The sequence below is a fragment of the Streptomyces sp. NPDC096048 genome (genome assembly GCF_044763415.1).
Classification (GTDB): Bacteria; Actinomycetota; Actinomycetes; order Streptomycetales; family Streptomycetaceae; genus Streptomyces.
This window is the reverse complement of the sequence record NZ_JBIWGG010000002.1, coordinates 247391-269314: the sequence shown is the minus strand read 5'-3', so window position 1 is coordinate 269314 and position 21924 is coordinate 247391. Positions and strand designations below refer to the sequence as shown.

24 protein-coding genes and 2 tRNA genes are annotated in these 21924 nt (G+C 70.1%); 23 read left to right on the top strand and 3 right to left on the bottom strand.

All coding sequences use genetic code 11. From position 1 onward, the window contains the following. Window positions 1–8: 8 nt before the first annotated feature. Window positions 9–740, bottom strand: coding sequence for an XRE family transcriptional regulator (locus ACIQ6R_RS05720; RefSeq protein ID WP_127433290.1), 732 nt, complete (start codon window positions 738–740; stop codon window positions 9–11). A gap of 152 nt (window positions 741–892) precedes the next feature. Between ACIQ6R_RS05720 and ACIQ6R_RS05715 the strand changes: the two genes are divergently transcribed. The 13 genes from ACIQ6R_RS05715 to ACIQ6R_RS05655 all read left to right on the top strand — a co-directional run bounded on the left by ACIQ6R_RS05715 (window position 893) and on the right by ACIQ6R_RS05655 (window position 8576). Further along, the gene (locus ACIQ6R_RS05715) at window positions 893–1249 is read left to right on the top strand and encodes a hypothetical protein (protein ID WP_386769380.1); all 357 of its coding nucleotides are present in this window, start codon (window positions 893–895) and stop codon (window positions 1247–1249) included. Between the two features lie 3 nt (window positions 1250–1252). Continuing rightward, window positions 1253–2608, top strand: a complete 1356-nt coding sequence (locus ACIQ6R_RS05710; protein ID WP_404218953.1) for an FtsK/SpoIIIE domain-containing protein — start codon at window positions 1253–1255, stop codon at window positions 2606–2608. 20 nt (window positions 2609–2628) lie between these two features. After that, entirely contained in the window at window positions 2629–2826 is a 198-nt protein-coding gene (locus tag ACIQ6R_RS05705; protein ID WP_404218951.1) for a hypothetical protein, read from the top strand. Between the two features lie 17 nt (window positions 2827–2843). Then, entirely contained in the window at window positions 2844–3527 is a 684-nt protein-coding gene (locus ACIQ6R_RS05700) for a DUF2637 domain-containing protein (RefSeq protein ID WP_404218949.1), read from the top strand. 15 nt (window positions 3528–3542) lie between these two features. Beyond that, window positions 3543–3734, top strand: a complete 192-nt coding sequence (locus ACIQ6R_RS05695) for a mobile element transfer protein (RefSeq protein ID WP_282392590.1) — start codon at window positions 3543–3545, stop codon at window positions 3732–3734. A 9-nt stretch (window positions 3735–3743) separates the two neighbouring features. Next, on the top strand, window positions 3744–3899 hold the full coding sequence (locus ACIQ6R_RS05690; RefSeq protein WP_404218946.1) for a hypothetical protein: 156 nt from the start codon (window positions 3744–3746) through the stop codon (window positions 3897–3899). Between the two features lie 20 nt (window positions 3900–3919). Next, window positions 3920–4243, top strand: coding sequence for a SpdD-like protein (locus ACIQ6R_RS05685; RefSeq protein WP_404218944.1), 324 nt, complete (start codon window positions 3920–3922; stop codon window positions 4241–4243). A gap of 91 nt (window positions 4244–4334) precedes the next feature. After that, window positions 4335–4517 carry a hypothetical protein gene (locus ACIQ6R_RS05680; protein WP_404219612.1) on the top strand — a complete coding sequence of 61 codons (183 nt, stop codon included), beginning with the start codon at window positions 4335–4337 and terminating at the stop codon, window positions 4515–4517. Window positions 4518–4522: 5 nt separating this feature from the next. Further along, the gene (locus tag ACIQ6R_RS05675) at window positions 4523–4720 is read left to right on the top strand and encodes a hypothetical protein (RefSeq protein WP_381915237.1); all 198 of its coding nucleotides are present in this window, start codon (window positions 4523–4525) and stop codon (window positions 4718–4720) included. Then, window positions 4717–5808, top strand: coding sequence for a DNA cytosine methyltransferase (locus ACIQ6R_RS05670; protein ID WP_404218942.1), 1092 nt, complete (start codon window positions 4717–4719; stop codon window positions 5806–5808). Before ACIQ6R_RS05675 ends, ACIQ6R_RS05670 begins: the two co-directional genes overlap by 4 nt. After that, complete coding sequence (repSA, locus tag ACIQ6R_RS05665; protein WP_404218940.1) at window positions 5805–7199, top strand: replication initiator protein RepSA; 1395 nt, start codon at window positions 5805–5807, stop codon at window positions 7197–7199. The genes ACIQ6R_RS05670 and repSA overlap by 4 nt, the downstream gene beginning before the upstream one ends. Continuing rightward, on the top strand, window positions 7192–7407 hold the full coding sequence (locus ACIQ6R_RS05660; RefSeq protein WP_404218938.1) for an excisionase family DNA-binding protein: 216 nt from the start codon (window positions 7192–7194) through the stop codon (window positions 7405–7407). Before repSA ends, ACIQ6R_RS05660 begins: the two co-directional genes overlap by 8 nt. Further along, window positions 7407–8576, top strand: a complete 1170-nt coding sequence (locus ACIQ6R_RS05655; RefSeq protein WP_404218936.1) for a tyrosine-type recombinase/integrase — start codon at window positions 7407–7409, stop codon at window positions 8574–8576. Before ACIQ6R_RS05660 ends, ACIQ6R_RS05655 begins: the two co-directional genes overlap by 1 nt. 66 nt (window positions 8577–8642) lie before the next feature. Here the strand turns inward: ACIQ6R_RS05655 and ACIQ6R_RS05650 are convergent. Beyond that, window positions 8643–8716: transfer RNA gene (locus ACIQ6R_RS05650), tRNA-Gly, on the bottom strand. Between the two features lie 163 nt (window positions 8717–8879). Between ACIQ6R_RS05650 and ACIQ6R_RS05645 the strand changes: the two genes are divergently transcribed. The 5 genes from ACIQ6R_RS05645 to clpX all read left to right on the top strand — a co-directional run bounded on the left by ACIQ6R_RS05645 (window position 8880) and on the right by clpX (window position 14006). Next, window positions 8880–8956: transfer RNA gene (locus ACIQ6R_RS05645), tRNA-Pro, on the top strand. A gap of 335 nt (window positions 8957–9291) precedes the next feature. Next, window positions 9292–10707, top strand: a complete 1416-nt coding sequence (gene tig, locus ACIQ6R_RS05640; RefSeq protein WP_404218934.1) for a trigger factor — start codon at window positions 9292–9294, stop codon at window positions 10705–10707. Between the two features lie 420 nt (window positions 10708–11127). Then, the gene (locus ACIQ6R_RS05635; RefSeq protein WP_193776311.1) at window positions 11128–11733 is read left to right on the top strand and encodes an ATP-dependent Clp protease proteolytic subunit; all 606 of its coding nucleotides are present in this window, start codon (window positions 11128–11130) and stop codon (window positions 11731–11733) included. A gap of 124 nt (window positions 11734–11857) precedes the next feature. Then, a complete protein-coding gene (locus tag ACIQ6R_RS05630; protein WP_121747007.1) occupies window positions 11858–12538 on the top strand; it encodes an ATP-dependent Clp protease proteolytic subunit in 681 nt (226 codons plus the stop codon). Window positions 12539–12719: 181 nt separating this feature from the next. Continuing rightward, window positions 12720–14006, top strand: coding sequence for an ATP-dependent Clp protease ATP-binding subunit ClpX (gene clpX, locus ACIQ6R_RS05625; protein ID WP_121747006.1), 1287 nt, complete (start codon window positions 12720–12722; stop codon window positions 14004–14006). A gap of 96 nt (window positions 14007–14102) precedes the next feature. On the opposite strand, the gene ACIQ6R_RS05620 is transcribed toward clpX, so the two are convergent. Next, window positions 14103–15083, bottom strand: a complete 981-nt coding sequence (locus ACIQ6R_RS05620; RefSeq protein ID WP_404218932.1) for a hypothetical protein — start codon at window positions 15081–15083, stop codon at window positions 14103–14105. A gap of 137 nt (window positions 15084–15220) precedes the next feature. Here ACIQ6R_RS05620 and ACIQ6R_RS05615 point away from each other — a divergent pair, with 137 nt between their 5' ends. The 5 genes from ACIQ6R_RS05615 (at window position 15221) to ACIQ6R_RS05595 (ending at window position 21780) form a co-directional block, all read left to right on the top strand. After that, the gene (locus ACIQ6R_RS05615) at window positions 15221–17872 is read left to right on the top strand and encodes a valine--tRNA ligase (RefSeq protein ID WP_404218930.1); all 2652 of its coding nucleotides are present in this window, start codon (window positions 15221–15223) and stop codon (window positions 17870–17872) included. 168 nt (window positions 17873–18040) lie between these two features. Next, window positions 18041–19564, top strand: coding sequence for a bifunctional folylpolyglutamate synthase/dihydrofolate synthase (locus ACIQ6R_RS05610; RefSeq protein WP_404218928.1), 1524 nt, complete (start codon window positions 18041–18043; stop codon window positions 19562–19564). Window positions 19565–19570: 6 nt separating this feature from the next. After that, window positions 19571–19927 (top strand): DUF4233 domain-containing protein, encoded by a 357-nt coding sequence (locus ACIQ6R_RS05605; RefSeq protein ID WP_404177650.1) that lies wholly within the window; start codon window positions 19571–19573, stop codon window positions 19925–19927. Window positions 19928–20028: 101 nt separating this feature from the next. Further along, window positions 20029–20442, top strand: a complete 414-nt coding sequence (gene ndk / locus ACIQ6R_RS05600) for a nucleoside-diphosphate kinase (protein WP_007449819.1) — start codon at window positions 20029–20031, stop codon at window positions 20440–20442. 318 nt (window positions 20443–20760) lie between these two features. Beyond that, the gene (locus tag ACIQ6R_RS05595; RefSeq protein ID WP_052838153.1) at window positions 20761–21780 is read left to right on the top strand and encodes a rod shape-determining protein; all 1020 of its coding nucleotides are present in this window, start codon (window positions 20761–20763) and stop codon (window positions 21778–21780) included. Window positions 21781–21924 lie beyond the last annotated feature (144 nt).

Here is a 21924-nt window from a genome sequence, read left to right as displayed (position 1 = left end):
CTGGCTGCCTACTCGGGCCGGCCGCGTTCCCATGCGTAGTCGAAACTCCGCATGTAATGCCGGAAGGTCCGGGCCCCCGGGATGTAGCGGAAGTGCAGCACCGGGTTCTGCCCCGCGGGCGCACCGAGTACGTGCGGGTTCACCAACACGTCGTCATCGAACCGGTAGATCGAGTTGTAGAGGATCGTGTCGTGCAGCCGGACGTCGACGCCCGGAGTCGTCAGTGCCGGTTCGAGGTATCGCCGGGTGATCCTGGCGCGGGCGGCCAGATCGCCGCCGATGCCTTCCTCCTCGCCGCGCTGGCGAACCATCTCCGAGTCCGGGTCACCGAGCAGTATGCGTACCTGCCCGCCGGCCTTTGCCTTCTCCGCCAACTGGTCCGGGAGGTCCGGGTGGCTGTCGAAGAGGAACAGTCCCGCGTACACAAGGATGTCCACGTGGTCCCGCGCCTTCTCGATCAGTGATGACCAGAGTGTGGCTGGCACTGCCCCACGATGCGGGTAGTACGTGATCAGCTCGGAAGTGCTCGCCGACTCGGCTTGCTTCTGAACGGCGGGCCAGATGTAGACCTCGTCGACGCCCAGAAAGCTTGCGGCCTTCCAGCGGTGTCCCCGGTGCGGCGTGCGGTCCGTCGTGATCCACCGTTCCACGCTCTTGGGGTCCACCCCGACGTGCTGTGCCACAGACTGGATCGTCTCGCCCTTCGCTGAAATCGCCGCGCGCAGACGCTCGTTCGCCATGACGGTCCTTTCACGGACGCCGTAGGGACGTTTTGACGATAGCTCAGACGTCCCCAAACGTCCATACGGACCGTGATGCGTCCACTACCTCTCGCGGTCTCCTGATCTCACCGCCGCACATTGCGGCTCGACTGAGATCAGGAGAACAGACGATGCGTCAGATTCCCGTCGACACGTCCGCCGCCACCGTGATGGTGGCTCAGTCCCCGCAGCCGAAGGTGAAGGACCGCCGTACCGGCGAGCGTGCGATGGACGCCGAGACCGGCGCCGCGCTGTCGACCGTGGACGTGATGTTCGCGGCCAACGGTGAGGTGGAGATCCTGTCCGTGACCGTCCCGGAGTCCGGCATCTCCGGTGAGCTGGCCATGGGTACCCCGGTTGCGCTGACCGGTCTGATCGCCCGGCCGTGGGAGAACGAGTTCAACGGTCAGAAGCGCCACGGGATCGCCTTCCGTGCGGTCGCGGTGACCTCGCTCGCCGCCGGCGCCTCGTCCTCGAAGGCGGCCTGAGCCATGGCGTGGCTGACCGTCGCCCTGGTGCTGGTCGTCGCCGCTGCGGGTCTTCTGCGGTGGCGGCGTCCCGCCTGGTACTGGCTGACCTTCGGGGTCACCCTCGCCGCGCTGCGGGTCCTGGTCCGCTACGGCTCGGTCATGGACGCCTGCGGGCTCACGGTCCCGGCCCCGCGCTGGCGCCTGACGCTGGCCCGGGTGACCAACCGGCCGATTCCCGGTCCTCGTGCCCCGCGCGTCCTGCGGGTGCGGGTGACCCGGACCGGCCTGGTGCTGCGGCTCAAGCTCCGCCCGGGGCAGGACGCCTTCGACGTGGCGGCCTCGTGCGACCGGCTCCGGCATTCCTTCGCCATGTACGGCGTCACCTCCAGTGAGCTGCGCTCGGGTGTGGTCGAGCTGCGGATGACCGGCTACGACGTGCTCAAGCGGGTGCAGATGCCCGTGCGCGTCGACAGCCGGCCGATGCGGGTCCCGGTCGCCCTGCGCGAGGACGGAGCGGTCCACTACCGCGACTACCGCACGGTCCCGCACGGGCTGACCCTCGGCGCCACGGAGTCCGGCAAGTCCGTCTATCAGCGCACCCTCGTCGCCGCGCTCGCGCCGCAACGGGTCGCCCTGGTCGGCATCGACTGCAAGCAGGGGGTGGAGCTGTTCCCGCTGGCACGCCGGTTCTCCGCGCTCGCCGACAACCCCGACACCGCCGCCGAACTCCTCGCCGCCCTGGTGTCCCACATGCAGGACGTGTATCAGCTCATCCGGTCTCACCAGCGGATCACCGCTGACGTGCCGGATGCCGAGATCGCCGCCGACATCTGGGACCTGCCCGAAGACCTGCGCCCGGTGCCCATCGTGGTCTTGGTCGATGAGGTCGCCGAACTCGCCCTCTTCGCCACCAAGGACGACGAGAAGCGCCGCGACCGCATCATCACCGCGCTCGCCCGGCTGGCTCAGCTCGGCCGCGCCGCCGGCGTCTACCTGGAGATCTGCGGGCAGCGCTTCGGCTCCGAACTCGGCAAGGGCATCACCATGCTCCGCGCCCAGCTCACCGGCCGGACCGCGCATCGCGTCAACGACGAATCCTCGGCGAACATGGCCTTCGGCGACATCGCCCCGGACGCCGTGCTGGCCGCGATCCAGATCCCCACCGACACCCCCGGCGTTGCCGTCACCGGCGACTCGTCCGGCGGCTGGGCCCGCATCCGTGCCCCGCACACCTCGCTGCGTCAGGCCGTGAACGTCTGCAACCGGCACGCCGACCTGACCCCGGATCTTCCCGCCCTCGCGCCGTTCCGGCCCGCGATCGGCACCCTCGCGCCGGTTCCGGCCCCGGCTGTCGAGTCGGCCCCGGCCGCCGCCTGACCCCGCCCGGGAGGCACCTCATGCCCACCGCGAAGAAGCCCAACACTCGCCGCAAGACCACGCCGCCGGCGCCGGAACCCGCGATGTGCCCCGACTGCGACGGCAAGGGCGAGACCCGCGAAACCGTCCGCGTCGGCGCCCGCAAGGGCCGTGTGACCGACGACCACCAAACCGCTCTGTGCCTCACCTGCTGGGGCACCGGCCACGCCACCGACTGACCAGGAAGGAGGACACCATGCCCCGCACCGTGCTCCGCGTGGATGCCGTCCTGGTGCAAGCAGTCATCGCCGGCGCCTTGTCCTTCGCTCACCTGCACGACCTCGCCGCCGCTGCCGGACAGGAGGGCTGGAAAGCCTGGGCCTACCCGGTCTCCGTCGACCTGCTCCTGGTCGCCGCTTGGCGCCGCCTGCGCTCCGACGGACCGTCCCGGCTGGCCTGGTGCTGGTTCCTGATCGCTCTGATCGCCTCGCTCGGCGCCAACGTCGCCACCGCCGGACTCCTCGACCTGAGCAACGTCCCGGCCTGGCTGCGCATCCTCGTCGCCGCCTGGCCTGCCCTGGCGTTCATGGGCGGCACCCTGCTCGTCCACTCACCCGCCGACCGCTCCTCGACCCCGACGGCACCCGCCGCCCCGGACCCGGAGCCCGCTCCCGAGGTAGAGCCCGAACCGGCCCCCGCTGCTGATGTGACCCCAGAACCGGTCGACTCCGCCGACCACGCCCCGGCTCTCCCGCCCGCCGACCCGGCCCCGGCACCGCCGCCGGCCGTCCCGGTTCCGGCCGCTCTGGTCGACCACGCCCGCAAGGTCGCCGCCGACCACGAGACCCGCACCGGCGCCCGGATCGACACCGACACCCTTCGCGCACGCCTCGGCGTCCCGCCGCACATGGCCGACGCCATCGCCGCTCAACTCGCCTGAGAGGAGATCACCGTCATGCCTGCCCGCGACTTCTTCCACTCCGTGATGCGTATCGGACCGGTGCAGATCGGCACCCATCGCGACCGCCACGGCCAGACCAAGCACGCCGCCGTGTGCAGCTCGGACGGCTGCGGCTGGTCCGCCGACTACTCCAGCCAGTCCGCCGCCCAGCTCGCCGCCCGCACCCACCGCTGCAAGGTCCGCTAGGAGGCCGTGATGGATGTCCCGCTCTGGTTCGCCCTGCTCTGCGTCGGAGCCCTCGGCGTCAAGCTCATCCGCCCGCCCTGGTGGCTGATCGGCGTGCTCCTGCTCGGCGGGTTCCTCCTCGCCGACAGTGTTCTCGCCCCGGTCATCGACGCCGCCCTCAAGTAGTCAAGGAAGGAGGAACGTTCATGTTCCGGCCCAAGCTCCCGACCATGCCCCAGCCCACCGGCAGCGTCACCCCGCCCGCCGTCATCGAACCGACCACGATCACGCCCGGCACCCCGACCACGCCCACGGCCCGGGCCACCCCGGCCCCGGCTTCGACCCGGCCCACGGTCCAGCTCACCCCGGGTACCGCGCTCGCCCTCGTCGGGGGCGGCACCGCCATCGTCCTCGTCGTCGGCGCCGTCCTGGTCTCCATGCTCCTGGCGGTCGCCATCACCGGCGCCTCGGTCGCCGTCTGCGCCGTCGTCCTGCGCTCCCTGCTCGCCTCCGACAACCGGCGCCGCTAACGGCCCCCGGGGCGGCTCTCTCGCCAAAGAACCGCCGCCCCGGGCGCCTTCCCACCTTCCAGACCCAACGGACCCGAAAGGCACCCTCATGATGCCCCAGCACGCCCCGACCGCGCGCGTCTGCCGCGACTGCGACGGATTCCCGACGGTCGCCATCACCACCGGCACCCGCCACTCGGACGGCACCCGCGCCACCCTCCGCGTCACCTGCCCGACCTGCAAGGGCACCGGCACCACCGCCCCCGCCGCCAACCTGCACCGCATCGGGCGGTGACGACGATGGGCGACCTCACCCCGACCCAGGCCACCCCCGGCCTGCACATCAGCAAGCCCTCCCCGGACGCCCCCGCCACCGGCTCCGCCGTCTGCCACTGCGGCGCCTCCGCCACCGCCACCGGCGACGCACAGGTCCAGCGCCTGGTCCAGGGCTGGGAGGCCAACCACGGCTCCGCACACGCCAAGGGGGCCCAGCGATGACCACCCGCCCTCTGGTCCTCGACCTGTTCGCCGGCCCCGGTGGCTGGTCCGAGGGACTGCGCACGCTCGGTCTGCGAGACGTCGGTATCGAGACCGACCCCGCCGCCTGCGCCACCCGCGCCGCCGCCGGACACACCACCATCCGCGCCGACGTCGCCGCCTACCCGAGCACCGCTCTCCTGAGGAAGGTGTCCGGGCTGATCGCCTCGCCGCCGTGCCAGACCTTCAGCGCCGCCGGGCTGCGCGCCGGGAACGCCGACCGCGACCTGTGCCACCAGGGTCTGGACGACCTCGCCCGCGGGCGGGACACCCGCGCCGCCCTCCGCGCGGCCTGCACCGACCCGCGCTCTCTGCTGGTCGTCGAACCTCTCCGGTACGCCCTCGACCTGCGCCCCGAATGGATCGCCCTGGAAGAGGTCCCCGCGGTAGCACCGCTGTTCGCTCACTCCGCCGGAATCCTGCGCGAGCACGGCTACTCGGTATGGACCGGCGTCCTCAACGCCGCCGACTACGGCGTCCCCCAGACCCGCCGCCGGGCCTTCCTCCTCGCCTCCCGCACCCTGCCCGTGGCACCTCCCGAACCCACCCACACCAAGGACCCCGGCCCTGACACCCTGTTCGGCCCCGCCCTTAAGCCCTGGGTGTCCATGGCTGACGCCCTGGGCTGGGGCGCCTCGGACCGCCCCACCCCGACCGTCACCGCCGGCGGAGGCAAGAGCGGCGGCCCCGAACCCTTCCCCACACAGGCCCGCAAAGCCCTGGTGGACGCTCAGCGGCGCGGCGCCTGGGTCCTGCGCCACAGCAACCGCGCCAACGCCACCGTGCGCCGTGCGGACGAACCCGCCGCCACCCTCCTCTTCGGCCGGGCCAGCAACGACGTCTCCTGGTACCCGGACGGCTCGCACAAGCCGGAACCCGTGCGTATCACCGTCGCCGAGGCGGCCACCCTCCAGACGTTCCGCCCCGGCTACCCCTTCCAGGGCACCAAGACCAAACAGTTCGAGCAGATCGGCAACGCCGTCCCACCCGTCCTTGCTACCGCTGCCCTGCGTCCCTTGGTCCCCGCCGCCCTGGAGGTGGCCGCGTGACCGACACCGCCACCCCGGCGGGCCTGAACCCGACCACCCTCGCCGACCTGCTGCGGGTGGCCGGGTCTCCCGGCTTCGACCGATGGCAAGACCAGATCAAGCGCACCGGCGGCTGCTCCGACCCCATCCACCTGACCGGCTGGACACTCCACAAGGACAAGATCACCGGCGAGACCCTGCACCACTACACCACCGCCGACGAACCCGGCGGACGGCTGCGCGTCGCGTGCGGTAACCGCCGTGCTTCCCGCTGCCCGGCATGCGCCTGGACCTACGCTGGCGACACCTACCACCTCATCCGTGCGGGCCTGGCTGGCGACGACCGACGGGACATTCCCGCCACGGTCCGGGATCATCCGCGGGTCTTCGCCACCCTCACCGCTCCGTCGTTCGGCCCGGTCCACAACCGGCCCGACCGAGGCACCTGCCGCTGCGGCACCCGCCACACACCGGACGCCCCGGAGCTGGGCACTGCCCTCGACCCGAGCACATACGACTACGCGGGCGCCGTGCTGTTCAACAACCACGCCGGACAGCTCTGGCAGCGCTTCACCAACCGCCTGCGCCGCGAGATCGCCGCCCGCGCCGGCATCACCCAACGCGAACTCAAGGAGTGCGCCAGGCTCTCGTACGGCAAGGTCGCAGAGTTCCAGAAGCGCGGTGCCGTGCACTTCCACGCCGTGATCCGCATCGACGGGCCCGACGGCCCCGACACCCCGCCGCCGTTCTGGGCCACGGTCGATCTCCTCGCCGACGCGATCCGCGCTGCCGCCGCGCACTCCTACACGTCCGTCTCGGTCCCGGCCGCCGCCGACCAACCGGCCCGCACCTTCCGGTGGGGCAAGCAGCTCGACGTGCGCCCGGTGAAGGCGTTCGGGGACGGCTCCGACATCACGGAACAGGCCGTCGCCTCCTACGTCGCGAAGTACGCCACCAAAGCGGCTGAGAACACTGGCACCCTGGATCGCCGGGTGGGGGAGCTGTCCGAACTCGACCGTCACGGCGTCCCCGACCACGCCCGCCGCCTCATCACCGCGTGCAAGAGCCTCGATCCGCTCTACCCCGACCGGCGCCTCTGGGCCTGGGCTCACATGCTCGGCTTCCGCGGCCACTTCTCCAGCAAGAGCCGCCGCTACTCCACCACCCTCGGCGCCCTCCGCCAGGCACGCGCCGACTACCGCGCCGCACAGGAACACGCCGCCCTCGGCCTGGACGACCGCGAGCCGGACACCGTGCTCGTCCTCACGGACTGGCAGTACGCCGGCCACGGTCACACCCCCGGCGAATCCGTCCTCGCCGCCACGATCGCCCGGGATCTCCAGCTCAACCGCGAAATCGCCCGCGAAGAACTCGCATCCCTGCGTCAGGAAGGACAGCAAGCCCATGAATGAGCGATACCTCAACGTGGATCAGGTCGCCGAACTGCTCGGCACGACCGTGCGCTTCCCGCGCCGGTTGATCGAGGAGCGCCGCATCACGTACGTGAAGGTCGGCAGTCACGTGCGCATACCGGAGAGCGCCGTACGGGAGTACATCGCCGCGAACACGGTTCAGCCTCGCCGGCGTGGTGCCGCCGCTCTTCGGGAGGTGGCTGCCTGATGGCGGGGAAGCGTCGACAGTTCGGGCGGGTCCGCAAGCTCCCCTCCGGTCGCTATCAGGCCCGGTACGTCGGTCCTGATGGCATGCTCCGCCCGGCTCCGGAAACCTTCCGCACGAAGAAGGACGCGGACGCCTGGCTCGCCGACAAACAGACCGAGATGCGGCGTGGAGACTGGCGCGACCCCGACGCCGGGAAGGTGGCGTTCGGCCCGTACGCCGCTGCCTGGATCGAGGAGCGTGAGTTGACCGCCACCACGCGACAGCTCTACGGCTCGCTCCTGCGCCACCACCTGGAACCCACGTTCGGCGGGGTAAACGTCGCAGACATCTCGCCCCCGCTCGTGCGTCGCTGGCGTGCCGACAAGCTCGCCGCCGGCACCGGCCCGACGACCGTCGCGAAGGCGTACGCCCTGCTCCGCGCGATTCTCCACACCGCCGTCGCCGATCAGATGATCCGGCGCAACCCGTGCACGATCAAGGGCGCGAGCGTGGTGCACACCCCAGAGCGTCCCACCGCGACCGTCCAGGAGGTCTACGACCTGGCGGACGCCATCCAGCCGCGCTACCGGGCGCTCGTCCTCATGGCCGGCTTCCTCGGTCTTCGCTGGGGCGAACTGATCGGCCTGCACCGTCGGGATGTCGACCTGGACCAGGGCGCCGTGCGCGTCCGCCGGTCCGTCGCCGAACTCAACAACGGACAACGCGAGATCAAAGCCCCGAAGAGTGCGGCCGGTAAGCGTACGGTGTCCATCCCGACTGCGATCGTCCCGGACATCCGCGAGCACCTGAAGCGGTACGCCGAGCCGGGCGCCGACGGCCGCGTGTTCATTGGTGCAAAGGGTGCGACCCCGCGTCGCAACCACTTCAACCGGCTGTGGCGTACCGCGTGCGACGACGCCGGCGTCAAGGGTCTGCACTTCCATGATCTCCGGCACACCGGCAACACCCTCGCTGCCTCGACCGGCGCGAGCACCCGGGAGCTGATGGCGCGCATGGGCCACAGCACCGCCCGGGCCGCGCTGATCTACCAGCACGCCAGTGCCGAGCGTGACCGGCTGATCGCCGACGCCGTGTCCGGGCTCGTCGACAAGGGCCGGAAGAAGGGCCGCAAGGGCACGAAGAAGAAAGATCGAAAGCCCAAGGGGCACGCCGGGGACACGGCGGACTGATCGGGACCCCGGAAAGCGATCAGGGCCAGGCGGAGGAATGATCCTCCGACCTGGCCCTGAGTCGTATGGAGCGGGCGACGGGAATCGAACCCGCGTAGCTAGTTTGGAAGACTAGGGCTCTACCATTGAGCTACGCCCGCACAGCGCGCGCCGCAGGTCGCTGACCGCGGCACTGGAGGCATCGTAGCGGGTCGGCCCCCCTCACCGCACACCCCTTCCGGTCCGCGCCGGACCTTCACGGGCGCTCGGGAAACTCGGCGGTCCCCGACGCCTGGCGGCATGTACCCTACGTGTCGCACCAGACGGGGTGTGGCGCAGCTTGGTAGCGCGTCCGCTTTGGGAGCGGAAGGCCGTGGGTTCAAATCCCGCCACCCCGACCAACCACCGAGACCGCGGTCGCGGCCACCCATCGGCCGGCATCGGCCGGTATGGGCCACCCATCGGCCGGCATCGTTCATTCACCGGCCGCTCACCGGCCATCCGCGGCCGATCCCGGGTCTCCCCGTCGGGTCGTCCGGCCGGCCGGCCCGGAAGATCCCGCTGTGATCGGCGGTGATTCCCGTGATCGCCTTTTGGGCCGTGTAGTCGCTGCCGTTACTATGCAAGCTGCACGCCCGTGTGTCTCAGCGTCTGAAGTCTCCGGGCGGCGTAATTTGCCGGATGCCGCTCTGGCTCCGGCAGAACCCAAGAAGTCAGCCACCAAGGAGACCGAACCGTGAAGAGCGCCGTGGAGACCCTGAACCCGACCCGGGTTCGGCTCACTGTCGAGGTGCCCTTCGAGGAGCTCAAGGACAGCCTCGACGCGGCGTACAAGAAGATCAACCAGCAGGTCACGGTGAAGGGCTTCCGCAAGGGCAAGATCCCGGCCCGAGTCATCGACCAGCGGTTCGGCCGCGGTGCGGTTCTGGAGGAGGCGGTCAACGACGCGCTTCCGAAGTTCTACACCGACGCGGTCAACGAGGCCGAGCTGAACCCGCTCGGCCAGCCCGAGGTCGACATCACGGAGCTGAAGGACGGCGAGACGCTGAACTTCACCGCCGAGGTCGACATCCGCCCGGCCATCGAGATCCCGGACTACTCCGGCATCGAGGTCGAGGTCGACGCCGTCGAGGTCAGCGACGAGGACGTCGAGAAGGCGGTGGAGCAGCTGCGCGAGCGCTTCGCCTCCACCTCCCCGGTCGAGCGTGCCGCCGAGGACGGCGACGTCGTCACCCTCGACCTGCAGGCCAAGGTCGACGGCGAGGTCCTCGAGGACGGCGTCGCCGACGGCGTCTCCTACACCATCGGCTCCGGCGAGCTGCTGGAAGGCATCGACGACGCCGTGAAGGGCGTGGAGGCCGGTGGCGAGGCCACCTTCACCTCCGAGCTCAAGGGCGGCTCGGCGGCCGGCAAGGAGGCCGAGGTCACCGTCAAGGTCACCCAGGTCGCCAAGCGCGAGCTGCCCGAGCTGGACGACGACTTCGCGCAGCTCGCGTCGGAGTTCGACACGCTGGAGGAGCTGCGGGCCGACAGCCGCAAGCGCCTGGCCAACACCAAGCAGTACGACCAGGCCACGCAGGCCCAGGAGCGCGTGCTCGACAAGCTCCTCGAGCTGGTCGAGGTCCCCGTCCCCGAGAAGCTCCTCGAGGACGAGGTCAACACCCGCAAGCACAACCTGGAGCACCACCAGCTCGGCCAGATGGGCCTGGACCTCGAGAAGTACCTGGAGCTCCAGGGCAAGAGCGTCGAGGAGTTCGAGACCGAGACCCGCGAGGCCGCGGTCAAGGGCATCAAGACCCAGTTCGTCCTCGACGAGCTGGTCAAGCGGGAGAACCTCAACGTCAGCCAGGAGGAGCTCACCGAGCACCTCATGCGCCGTGCCGCCTCCTCCGGCATGTCCCCCGACCAGTTCGCCCAGGCCGTCGTCGAGCAGGGCCAGGTCCCGCTCCTCGTCGGCGAGGTCGCCCGCGGCAAGGCCCTGGCCGTCGTGGTCGAGAAGGCCACGGTCAAGGACACCAACGGCGAGATCGTCGACCTGGAGGACGAGGAGGACGAGACGGAGGCCGCGGAGACCGTGGAGGCCGCCGCCGAGTCCGCCGAGTCCGGTGACGACAAGGCCGAGGAGAAGGCCGAGGAGAAGACCGAGGGCTGAGCCCCACGGCACCTTGTAAGACGTGCGACGGGCTCCGGGGCGGCATCGCCCCGGAGCCCGTCGGCGTACGGCACGGCAGCGCGCCGAGGGGCCATGGCAGCGCGGCGGGGGGCGGGGCGCGGGGCCGTGCCGGCGTGCGGCTCCGCCGCGCGGACGCGCGCACCCCGCACGGCCCGCGGCCGGGGACGTGCCCGACCGCCCACGACGCGGACGGGACCCCTGCTCACCCAGCGGAGCGACATGCGCTCACAGCGAACACCCGCGGAACCGGGATGGCACCGCGGGGCCTGCGCGTTAGGGTCCATGAATACGAGGGCAGGGGAGTCCCCGAAACCGGCCGGACGGCCCCGAGCCCCGGCAGAACACGTGAGACGGCCCGGCGCCGTCGTAAGACGAGCAGGTGGATACGTGACGAATCTGATGCCCTCCGCCGCCGGCGAGCCCTCCATCGGTGGTGGCCTCGGCGACCAGGTCTACAACCGGCTGCTCGGCGAGCGGATCATCTTCCTCGGCCAGCCGGTCGACGACGACATCGCCAACAAGATCACCGCACAGCTGCTGCTCCTTGCCGCCGACCCGGACAAGGACATCTTCCTGTACATCAACAGCCCCGGCGGCTCGATCACGGCCGGCATGGCGATCTACGACACCATGCAGTTCATCAAGAACGACGTGGTGACGATCGCGATGGGGCTGGCGGCCTCGATGGGGCAGTTCCTGCTCAGCGCGGGCACCCCGGGCAAGCGCTTCGCGCTCCCGAACGCCGAGATCCTGATCCACCAGCCCTCCGCCGGCCTGGCCGGCTCCGCCTCGGACATCAAGATCCACGCCGAGCGGCTGCTGCACACCAAGAAGCGCATGGCGGAGCTGACTTCCCAGCACACCGGTCAGACGATCGAGCAGATCACGCGTGACTCGGACCGCGACCGCTGGTTCGACGCCTTCGAGGCCAAGGAGTACGGCCTCATCGACGACGTCATCCCCACGGCCGCCGGCATGCCGGGCGGCGGCGGCACGGGGGCCTGAGCCGCTCCCCGCGGGCCTCCCGGGCCTCCCGGGCCCCGCGGAGCCGAGTCCAGCCCCCGCGGGCCCAGCGCGCCCGTCCAGCCGGCCCCGAGCCGACCGCCTCAGCCCCTTCCCAGGAGACACTGTGAACGACTTCCCCGGCAGCGGCCTGCACGACCGCATGCGTGCCGAGTACACCGGCCCCTCCGCCGAGTCCCGCTACGTGATCCCGCGCTTCGTCGAGCGCACCTCCCAGGGCGTTCGCGAGTACGACCCGTACGCGAAGCTCTTCGAGGAGCGGGTGATCTTCCTCGGCGTCCAGATCGACGACGCCTCCGCCAACGACGTCATGGCGCAGCTGCTGTGCCTGGAGTCGATGGACCCCGACCGGGACATCTCGATCTACATCAACAGCCCCGGCGGCTCCTTCACCGCGCTTACGGCCATCTACGACACGATGCAGTTCGTGAAGCCCGACATCCAGACGGTCTGCATGGGCCAGGCGGCCTCCGCCGCCGCGATCCTGCTGGCCGCCGGCACGCCGGGCAAGCGCATGGCGCTGCCCAACGCCCGCGTGCTGATCCACCAGCCGTACAGCGAGACCGGCCGCGGTCAGGTCTCCGACCTGGAGATCGCCGCCAACGAGATCCTCCGGATGCGCGGCCAGCTCGAGGACATGCTGGCCAAGCACTCCACCACGCCGGTCGAGAAGATCCGCGAGGACATCGAGCGCGACAAGATCCTCACGGCCGAGGACGCCCTGGCCTACGGCCTGGTCGACCAGATCATCTCCACCCGGAAGATGAACAACGAGTCGGTTCGCTGACACGGAGCGGGTATCGTCTGCTGCTCCTTGGCACGGTCCACGTCAAAGTGAACCGTGCCAAGGGGGGCCCGGACGGGGGGCCCGGCAAGGTACCGTCGGACATAAGGCAGCACCAGGAGTCCGCCGGCCGTTGACGTGACGTCGACGTCCGGGAGTCTCCCAGGCGAAGGGGAAGCACACCGTGGCACGCATCGGTGACGGCGGCGATCTGCTCAAGTGCTCGTTCTGCGGCAAGAGCCAGAAGCAGGTCAAGAAGCTCATCGCAGGGCCCGGTGTCTACATCTGCGACGAGTGCATCGACCTCTGCAACGAGATCATCGAGGAAGAGCTGGCGGAGACCAGCGAGGTGCGCTGGGAGGAGCTCCCCAAGCCCCGCGAGATCTACGAGTTCCTCGACGGGTACGTCGTCGGCCAGGAAGCCGCCAAGAAGGCGCTCTCCGTAGCGGTGTACAACCACTACAAGCGCGTCCAGGCCGGCGAGAACGGCGGCGCCCAAGGCCGCGAGGACGCCATCGAGTTGGCGAAGTCCAACATCCTGCTGCTGGGCCCCACCGGCTCCGGCAAGACCCTCCTCGCCCAGACCCTGGCGCGCATGCTGAACGTCCCCTTCGCGATCGCCGACGCCACGGCGCTCACCGAGGCGGGGTACGTCGGCGAGGACGTCGAGAACATCCTGCTCAAGCTGATCCAGGCGGCTGACTACGACGTCAAGAAGGCCGAGACCGGGATCATCTACATCGACGAGATCGACAAGGTCGCGCGGAAGAGTGAAAATCCGTCGATCACACGCGACGTCAGCGGCGAAGGCGTCCAGCAGGCGCTGCTGAAGATCCTCGAGGGCACCACGGCCTCGGTCCCGCCGCAGGGCGGCCGCAAGCACCCGCACCAGGAGTTCATCCAGATCGACACGACGAACGTGCTGTTCATCGTGGGCGGCGCCTTCTCGGGCCTGGAGAAGATCATCGAGGGCCGGGCCGGCGCCAAGGGCATCGGCTTCGGCGCGACGATCCGCTCCAAGCGGGAGCTGGAGTCCAAGGACCAGTTCGAGGCCGTCATGCCCGAGGACCTGGTCAAGTTCGGCATGATCCCCGAGTTCATCGGCCGGCTCCCCGTCATCACCTCGGTCCACAACCTCGACCGCGAGGCCCTGCTCCAGATCCTGGTCGAGCCGCGCAACGCCCTCGTCAAGCAGTACGAGCGCCTCTTCGAACTCGACGGCGTCGAGCTGGACTTCGAGCGCGAGGCCCTGGAGGCCATCGCCGACCAGGCCATCCTCCGCCAGACCGGCGCCCGCGGCCTGCGCGCCATCATGGAGGAAGTCCTCCAGGGCGTCATGTACGAGGTCCCCTCCCGCAAGGACGTCGCCCGCGTCGTCATCACGGCCGACGTGGTCCTCTCCAACGTCAACCCGACGCTGATCCCGCGGGATTCGCGGGGGCGGGGCCCGGGGGAGCAGAAGACGGCGTAGCCGTCACCGTACGAACGACGAAACCGTACGAACGACGAACGACGAAGGGGCCCCGGTCGACCGACCGGGGCCCCTTCGATGTCCTGCGCGCGGGCGTCAGGCCTCGACGCGGATCTCCTTGCGGAGCTTGGTGGTGATGTCGACGGCGATGTCCTTCGTCACACCCTTGGTGGCGTCACCGGGGGAGACCACCGCGGCCGTGCTGTAGTCCGCCCAGGCGCAGATCCAGTCGGTCTTCTCCTCCTTGGTGACCTGGTTGGTGCCCTCGACCCCCTGGCACTTCATGACCGCGCCGTCCAGGTCGACCGACTCGGGCTCACCGAGCACCTTGCCGCCGGTGCCGCTGCCGGACGAGGAGCTCTTCTCGGACTGCTTCTTGAACTCCGCGAAGAACTTGTCGAGCGTCGCCTCGGGGTCGGAGATCTTGCCGTAGCCGCCGATGAAGGTGATGCCCTTCGCCGTCGCCATCTCCGCGGGGTCCGGCGCGGTGCTCGGGTCCGAGGGGTCGTAGCCGCTCAGGTCCGCCGTGGAGTAGAACCCGGTCACCCCCTTGCCGTCCTCGATCCCGGACTTGGCGAGGTCCTCCGCGTCGCTGTCGGAGGACGCGGACTCGTCACTGGCGAGCGTGTAGTCACCGAGCACCGTCTTCGGCGTCGTCAGCTTGTGCGCGCCGTCGTCCTCCAGGCCGCCGCCCGCACCCCCGCCCCCGCCGAACACGAAGTACGCCCCGACGCCGATCGCCGCCACGACAGCGACCGCGCCGATGATCAGGCCCGTCTTCTTCTTGCCGCCGCCCGGTGCCGGGGGCTGGGGCACGCCGTACGGCTGCTGGCCGTAGGGGGGCTGCTGGCCGTACGGGGCCTGCTGGCCGTACGGCGGCTGCTGCGGCGGGACGCCGCCCTGCTGCGGCTGCTGCGGGTAGCCGTAGCCCGGCTGCGCGGGGGGAGGCGTCTGCTGGGGGTAGCCGTAGCCGGGCTGGGGGGCCTGCGGCGGCTGCTGGCCGTACGGGCCCGGCTGGCCGTACGGTCCGGGCTGCTGGGGCTGCCCGCCGTACGGGCCCGGCTGGTTGTGACTCATTCCTGGGTTCCCCTCCAGATGCTTACGTGGTGCTGACATCCTGTCCCAGACCTGGCGTGCGCAGGTCACCGGGGGCCGCACCGTTACAAACGAAACGCGTTTCGGGACAGGGTCGTGACGCCCTTAAACTGACCCCCGTGACCGAGAACTCTCAGCAGCCGCAGCCCGCGCCCACCACCGAACTGCCGACCCAGTACACGCCGGCCGAGGTAGAGGGGCAGCTGTACGAGCGCTGGGTGGAACGGGGTTACTTCGAGGCCGACGCGGACAGCGACAAGCCGCCGTACACCGTCGTCATCCCGCCGCCGAACGTCACGGGCAGCCTGCACCTCGGCCACGCCTTCGAGCACACCCTCATCGACGCCCTGACCCGCCGCAAGCGGATGCAGGGGTACGAGACGCTGTGGCAGCCCGGCATGGACCACGCCGGTATCGCCACGCAGAACGTCGTCGAGCGGGAGCTGGCCAAGGAGGGCAAGTCCCGGCACGACCTCGGCCGGGAGGCGTTCGTCGAGCGGGTCTGGCAGTGGAAGGGCGAGTCCGGCGGGCAGATCGGCGGCCAGATGCGCCGCCTCGGCGACGCCGTCGCCTGGTCGCGTGAGCGCTTCACGATGGACGAGGGCCTGTCCCAGGCCGTCCAGACCATCTTCAAGCGGCTCTACGACGACGAGCTGATCTACCGCGCCGAGCGCATCATCAACTGGTGCCCCAGGTGTCTGACGGCCATCTCGGACATCGAGGTCGAGTACCAGGACGACGACGGCGAGCTGGTCTCGATGAAGTACGGCGACGGGGACGACACCATCGTCGTCGCCACGACCCGTGCCGAGACGATGCTCGGTGACACGGCCGTCGCCGTCCACCCCGAGGACGAGCGCTACAAGCACCTGATCGGCAAGCTCATCAAGCTGCCGCTGACCGACCGTTCCATCCCGGTCGTCGCCGACGAGCACGTCGACCCCGAGTTCGGCACCGGCGCCGTCAAGGTGACGCCCGCCCACGACCCGAACGACTTCGAGATCGGCCGGCGCCACGACCTGCCCGCCATCGCGGTCATGGACGAGCACGCGGTCATCACCGCCCACGGTCCCTTCCAGGGCCTGGACCGGCTGGAGGCCCGCTCCGCCATCGTCGCCGCGCTGCGCGCCGAGGGCCGGATCGTCGCCGAGAAGCGGCCCTACGTCCACAGCGTCGGCCACTGCTCGCGCTGCAAGACGACCATCGAGCCGCGCCTGTCCATGCAGTGGTGGGTCAAGGTCGGCCCGCTGGCGAAGGCGGCCGGTGACGCCGTCCGCGACGGCAAGGTCAAGATCCACCCGCAGGAGATGGAGAAGCGGTACTTCGACTGGGTCGACAACCTCCACGACTGGTGCATCTCGCGCCAGCTGTGGTGGGGCCACCGCATCCCGGTCTGGTACGGCCCCGAGGGTGAGGTCGTCTGCGTCGGACCGGACGAGGAGCCGCCGAGCGGCGAGGGCTGGCACCAGGACTCCGACGTCCTGGACACCTGGTTCTCGTCGGGCCTGTGGCCGTTCTCCACGCTGGGCTGGCCGGAGCAGACCGACTCGCTCGCGAAGTTCTATCCGAACTCCGTCCTGGTCACCGGCTACGACATCCTCTTCTTCTGGGTCGCCCGGATGATGATGTTCGGCCTCTACGCGATGGACGGCACCCCGCCGTTCCACACCATCGCCCTGCACGGCATGGTCCGTGACCAGAACGGCAAGAAGATGTCCAAGTCCTTCGGGAACGTGGTCAACCCGCTGGACTGGATGGACAAGTACGGCTCCGACGCGCTCCGCTTCACCCTGGCGCGCGGCGCCAACCCGGGCGTCGACGTGCCGATCGGCGAGGACTGGGTCCAGGGCTCCCGGAACTTCGCCAACAAGATCTGGAACGCCACCCGCTTCGCGCTGATGAACGGCGCGACGGTCGAGGGCCCGCTGCCTAACGCCTCGAAGATGTCGTCGACCGACCGCTGGATCCTCTCCCGCCTGAACTCGGTGGTCGCCGAGGTCGACGCGTTCTACGAGGACTACCAGTTCGCCAAGCTGTCCGACGCGCTGTTCCACTTCGCCTGGGACGAGGTCTTCGACTGGTACGTCGAGCTGTCCAAGACGACGTTCCAGGCGGGCGGCGAGCCGGCCGAGGTCAGCAAGCGCGTCCTCGGTGAGGTCCTCGACGTCACGCTGCGGCTGCTGCACCCGGTCGTTCCCTTCGTCACCGAGACGCTGTGGACGACGCTCACGGGGGGCGAGTCGGTCGTCATCGCCGAGTGGCCGGCCGCCGTGTCTGTTCCCGGGGCTGACGCCCCGGGGGGCTTCCGGGACGCGGACGCCGAGCGGGAGATCGAGACCGTCCAGTCCGTCATCACCGAGGTCCGCCGGTTCCGCGCCGACCAGGGCCTCCAGCCCGGCCAGCGGGTTCCGGCCAGGCTGACCCTGGCGGGCACCGCGCTCGCCGCGCACGAGGCGGCCGTCCGGCAGCTGCTGCGGCTCCAGCCCGAGGGTGACTCCTTCACGGCCACGGCGACCCTGCCGGTCGCGGGGGTCGAGGTCGCTCTCGACCTCTCCGGTGTCATCGACTTCGCCGCGGAGCGCAAGCGCCTCGCCAAGGACCTCGCCGCCGCCGAGAAGGAGAAGGCGCAGGCCAACGCCAAGCTCGGCAACGAGGCGTTCCTCGCGAAGGCGCCGGATCAGGTCGTGGACAAGATCCGGGGCCGGCTGGCCAAGGCGGACGAGGACATCGCCCGCATCCAGGCCCAGCTGGAGAAGCTGCCGGAGGCGTGAACGCCGGTACGACGGCGAAGGTCCCCGGAGCATTCGGCTCCGGGGACCTTCGCCGTTCAGGGGGCGCGGGACCCGCGCGACCGGCCACAACGGCGCCGCACGCGCCGCCGCGGACGGGCCACCCCACTCCGTGGGCGCCCTGTCGGCCGGCCTCCGTAGACTGTTCCCGTGAGCGACATCCCCGGCGAGAACGACCAGCCCGACCCCCAGGATCCCCTCGACTCCTTCGACGAGATCATCGACGCGGAGACGACCCGCGACCCCGATCTCGCCGTCATCGAAGCAGGCAGCCGCACCCTGCGCACCCAGGGCGGCCCCCCGGAGGCGGACGTGCCCGCGCGTCCCGAGGACCCCGAGGTGGACAAGGCCCTGCGCGAGGTGGAGGCGGAGCTGGCGACGCGCTGGGGCGAGACCAAGCTGGAGCCCTCCGTCGCCCGGATCGCCGCGCTGATGGACGTGCTGGGCGAGCCGCAGCGGTCGTACCCGTCCATCCACATCACGGGGACCAACGGCAAGACCACCACCGCCCGCATGATCGAGGCCCTGCTCGGCGCCTTCGAGCTGCGCACCGGGCGGTACACCTCGCCGCACGTGCAGTCGGTCACCGAGCGCATCAGCCTGGACGGCGCGGCCATCTCCGCCGAGCGGTTCATCGAGACGTACCAGGACATCAAGCCGTACGTCGAGATGGTGGACGGCAGCCAGGAGTACCGGCTCTCCTTCTTCGAGGTGCTGACCGGCATGGCGTACGCCGCCTTCGCCGACGCGCCCGTCGACGTGGCCGTCGTCGAGGTCGGGATGGGCGGCTCCTGGGACGCCACCAACGTCATCGACGGGGACGTCGCCGTCGTCACCCCCATCGACCTGGACCACACCGACCGGCTCGGCGAGACGCCCGGCGCGATCGCCACCGAGAAGGCCGGCATCGTCAAGCAGGACGCCACCGTGATCCTGGCCCAGCAGCCGGTGGACGCGGCGCAGGTGCTGCTGAAGAAGGCCGTGGACGTCAACGCCACCGTGGCGCGCGAAGGGCTGGAGTTCGGCGTCGTCGGCCGGCAGGTCGCCGTCGGCGGGCAGCTGATGACCCTGCGCGGCCTCGGCGGCGAGTACACCGAGGTCTACCTGCCGCTGCACGGCGCCCACCAGGCGCACAACGCGGCCGTGGCGCTGGCCGCCGTCGAGGCGTTCTTCGGCGTCGGCGCGCAGCGTCCCGACCCGTTGGACATCGACACCGTGCGCAAGGCCTTCGCCGCCGTCGCCTCGCCGGGCCGGATGGAGGTCGTCCGGCGCTCGCCGACCGTGGTGCTGGACGCCGCGCACAACCCCGCCGGGGCCCGCGTCACCGCCGAGGCGGTCGGGGAGGCGTTCCAGTTCAGCCGGCTCATCGGCGTGGTCGGCGCGAGCGGCGACAAGAACGTGCGAGGGCTGCTGGAGGCCTTCGAGCCGGTCTTCGCCGAGGTCGTCGTCACCCAGAACTCCAGCCACCGCGCGATGGACGCCGACGAGCTGGCGGGAATCGCCGTCGAGGTGTTCGGCGAGGACCGCGTCCAGGTCGAGCCGCGGCTGCCGGACGCCCTGGAGGCCGCGATCACGCTGGCCGAGGAGGAGGGCGAGTTCGCGGGCGGCGGTGTGCTCGTCACCGGTTCCGTCATCACCGTCGGCGAGGCCCGACTGCTCCTCGGGAGGGGCTGAGAAACCGTGCGTACGCTCTGTGCTTCGACTCTGATCAGCGAGTTCTTCGTGATCGGCTTCGCCGGACTGGTCGCCATGAAGGACCCGGACCTGTCCGTCGGGACGGTGTGGACGGTCAGCGGCATCGCGATGTTCCTGTGTGTCGCGCTGTGCGGCGTGGTCACCCGGCCCGGCGGCATCGCCTTCGGCTGGGCCCTGCAGATCGCGCTGATCGCCTCCGGCTTCGTCGTGCCGTCCATGTTCTTCCTGGGCGCGATCTTCGCCGCCCTGTGGTGGGCCTCCGTGCATTACGGGCGGAAGATCGACGAGGCGAAGGCGAGGTTCGCGGCCCAGGCCGACGCCGCCGCCCCCGACGCCGCCTGAGGCCGTCCGACGCCGTCCGACGCTGCGTGACAGGCGCCGCGACACGCCCGGTAACCTCAGTCATCACCTCGCACAACCGCACACCCCCAAGGGAGCCCGTCGTGACCCAGCGCAGCCTCGTCCTCCTCAAGCCCGACGCCGTCCGTCGTGGCCTGACCGGCGAGATCATCAGCCGTATCGAGCGCAAGGCCGGCTGGCAGATCACCGCGCTGGAACTGCGCACCCTGGACGCCGAGACGCTGGAGCAGCACTACGGCGAGCACAAGGGCAAGCCCTTCTACGAGCCGCTGGTCGAGTTCATGGCGTCCGGTCCGGTCGTCGCCATGGTCGTCGAGGGTGAGCGGGTGATCGAGGGCGTGCGCGCGCTGGCCGGCCCCACCGACCCGATCGCCGCCGCTCCCGGCTCCATCCGCGGGGACTTCGGCGTGATCGTCCGGGAGAACCTGATCCACGCCTCCGACTCCGAGGAGTCCGCCGAGCGCGAGCTGAAGATCTTCTTCCCCGGTCGGGTCTGAACCTTCTTCAGGACACGCCGGACGGCCTTTTTTCTGACACGCCGTCAGTCGAATGGCCGAGACGGAGCCGGGGCGGTCGCGTAGAAGCGACCGCCCTGTGGCATATGCGCGCCTGATCGGGGGAACGGATGCCCCCGTTGGCCCGTCTCCACAAGCGAGGCGCCGCGCCATCTGCTGACAATGGCGAAGACCCTCGCGCAGTGTTCGCGAAAGCGCGTCTACGATGGAAGCCTCCACGCGTCACTGCACCCACTTCGCCTACCTGAAAAGCCCTCAAAAGCTCCTGGGAAGGCCAGTCGAATCCTGATGGGGAACTCAATGTCGTTCATCGGCCGTGACATGGCTGTCGACCTCGGGACCGCCAACACGCTGGTGTACGTCAGGGGTCGCGGGATCGTACTCAACGAGCCGTCCGTCGTCGCGATCAACACCAACACCGGTGGCATCCTCGCGGTCGGCGCCGAAGCGAAGAAGATGATCGGGCGCACGCCCGGCAACATCGTTGCCGTGCGCCCGCTGAAGGACGGCGTCATCGCCGACTTCGAGATCACCGAGCGGATGCTCCGCTACTTCATCCTGAAGATCCACAAGCGGCGGTATCTGGCTCGCCCGCGGGTCGTCGTCTGCGTGCCCTCGGGCATCACGGGCGTCGAGCGCCGCGCCGTCATCGAGGCGTCGTCCCAGGCCGGCGCCCGTCAGGTGCACATCATCGAGGAGCCCATGGCCGCGGCCATCGGCTCCGGCCTGCCGGTCCACGAGGCCACGGGCAACATGGTGGTGGACATCGGCGGCGGCACCACGGAGGTCGCGGTCATCTCGCTCGGCGGCATCGTCACCGCCCAGTCCATCCGCGTCGCGGGTGACGAGCTGGACAACGCGATCATCCAGCACGTGAAGAAGGAGTACAGCCTTCTGCTGGGTGAGCGCACGGCCGAACAGATCAAGATCACGATCGGTTCGGCGTACGACCTCGACGCTGACGAGCACACCGAAATCCGCGGCCGGGACCTCGTGTCCGGGCTGCCCAAGACCGTCGTCATCTCGGCCGCCGAGGTGCGCAAGGCCATCGAGGAGCCGGTCAACGCGATCGTCGACGCCGTCAAGACGACCCTCGACAAGTGTCCGCCGGAGCTGTCGGGCGACATCATGGACCGGGGCATCGTCCTGACCGGCGGCGGCGCGCTGCTGCGCGGGCTCGACGAACGGCTGCGCCGGGAGACCGGAATGCCCATCCACATCGCCGAGGACCCGCTCGACAGCGTGGCGCTCGGCAGCGGTAAGTGCGTCGAGGAGTTCGAGGCACTCCAGCAGGTGCTGGACGCCTCACCCCGCAGATGACGTAACACTTCGGTTCCGCCGTACGAGACGATCTCCTCTCGTGCGGCGGATCGTTGATATAGAGGGGTGCGGTACCGGATGCGCGTGAAGCGCCCGGCGTACCGAATCACCTGAATTCCCGAACACCGCCACGTACATTCCGAG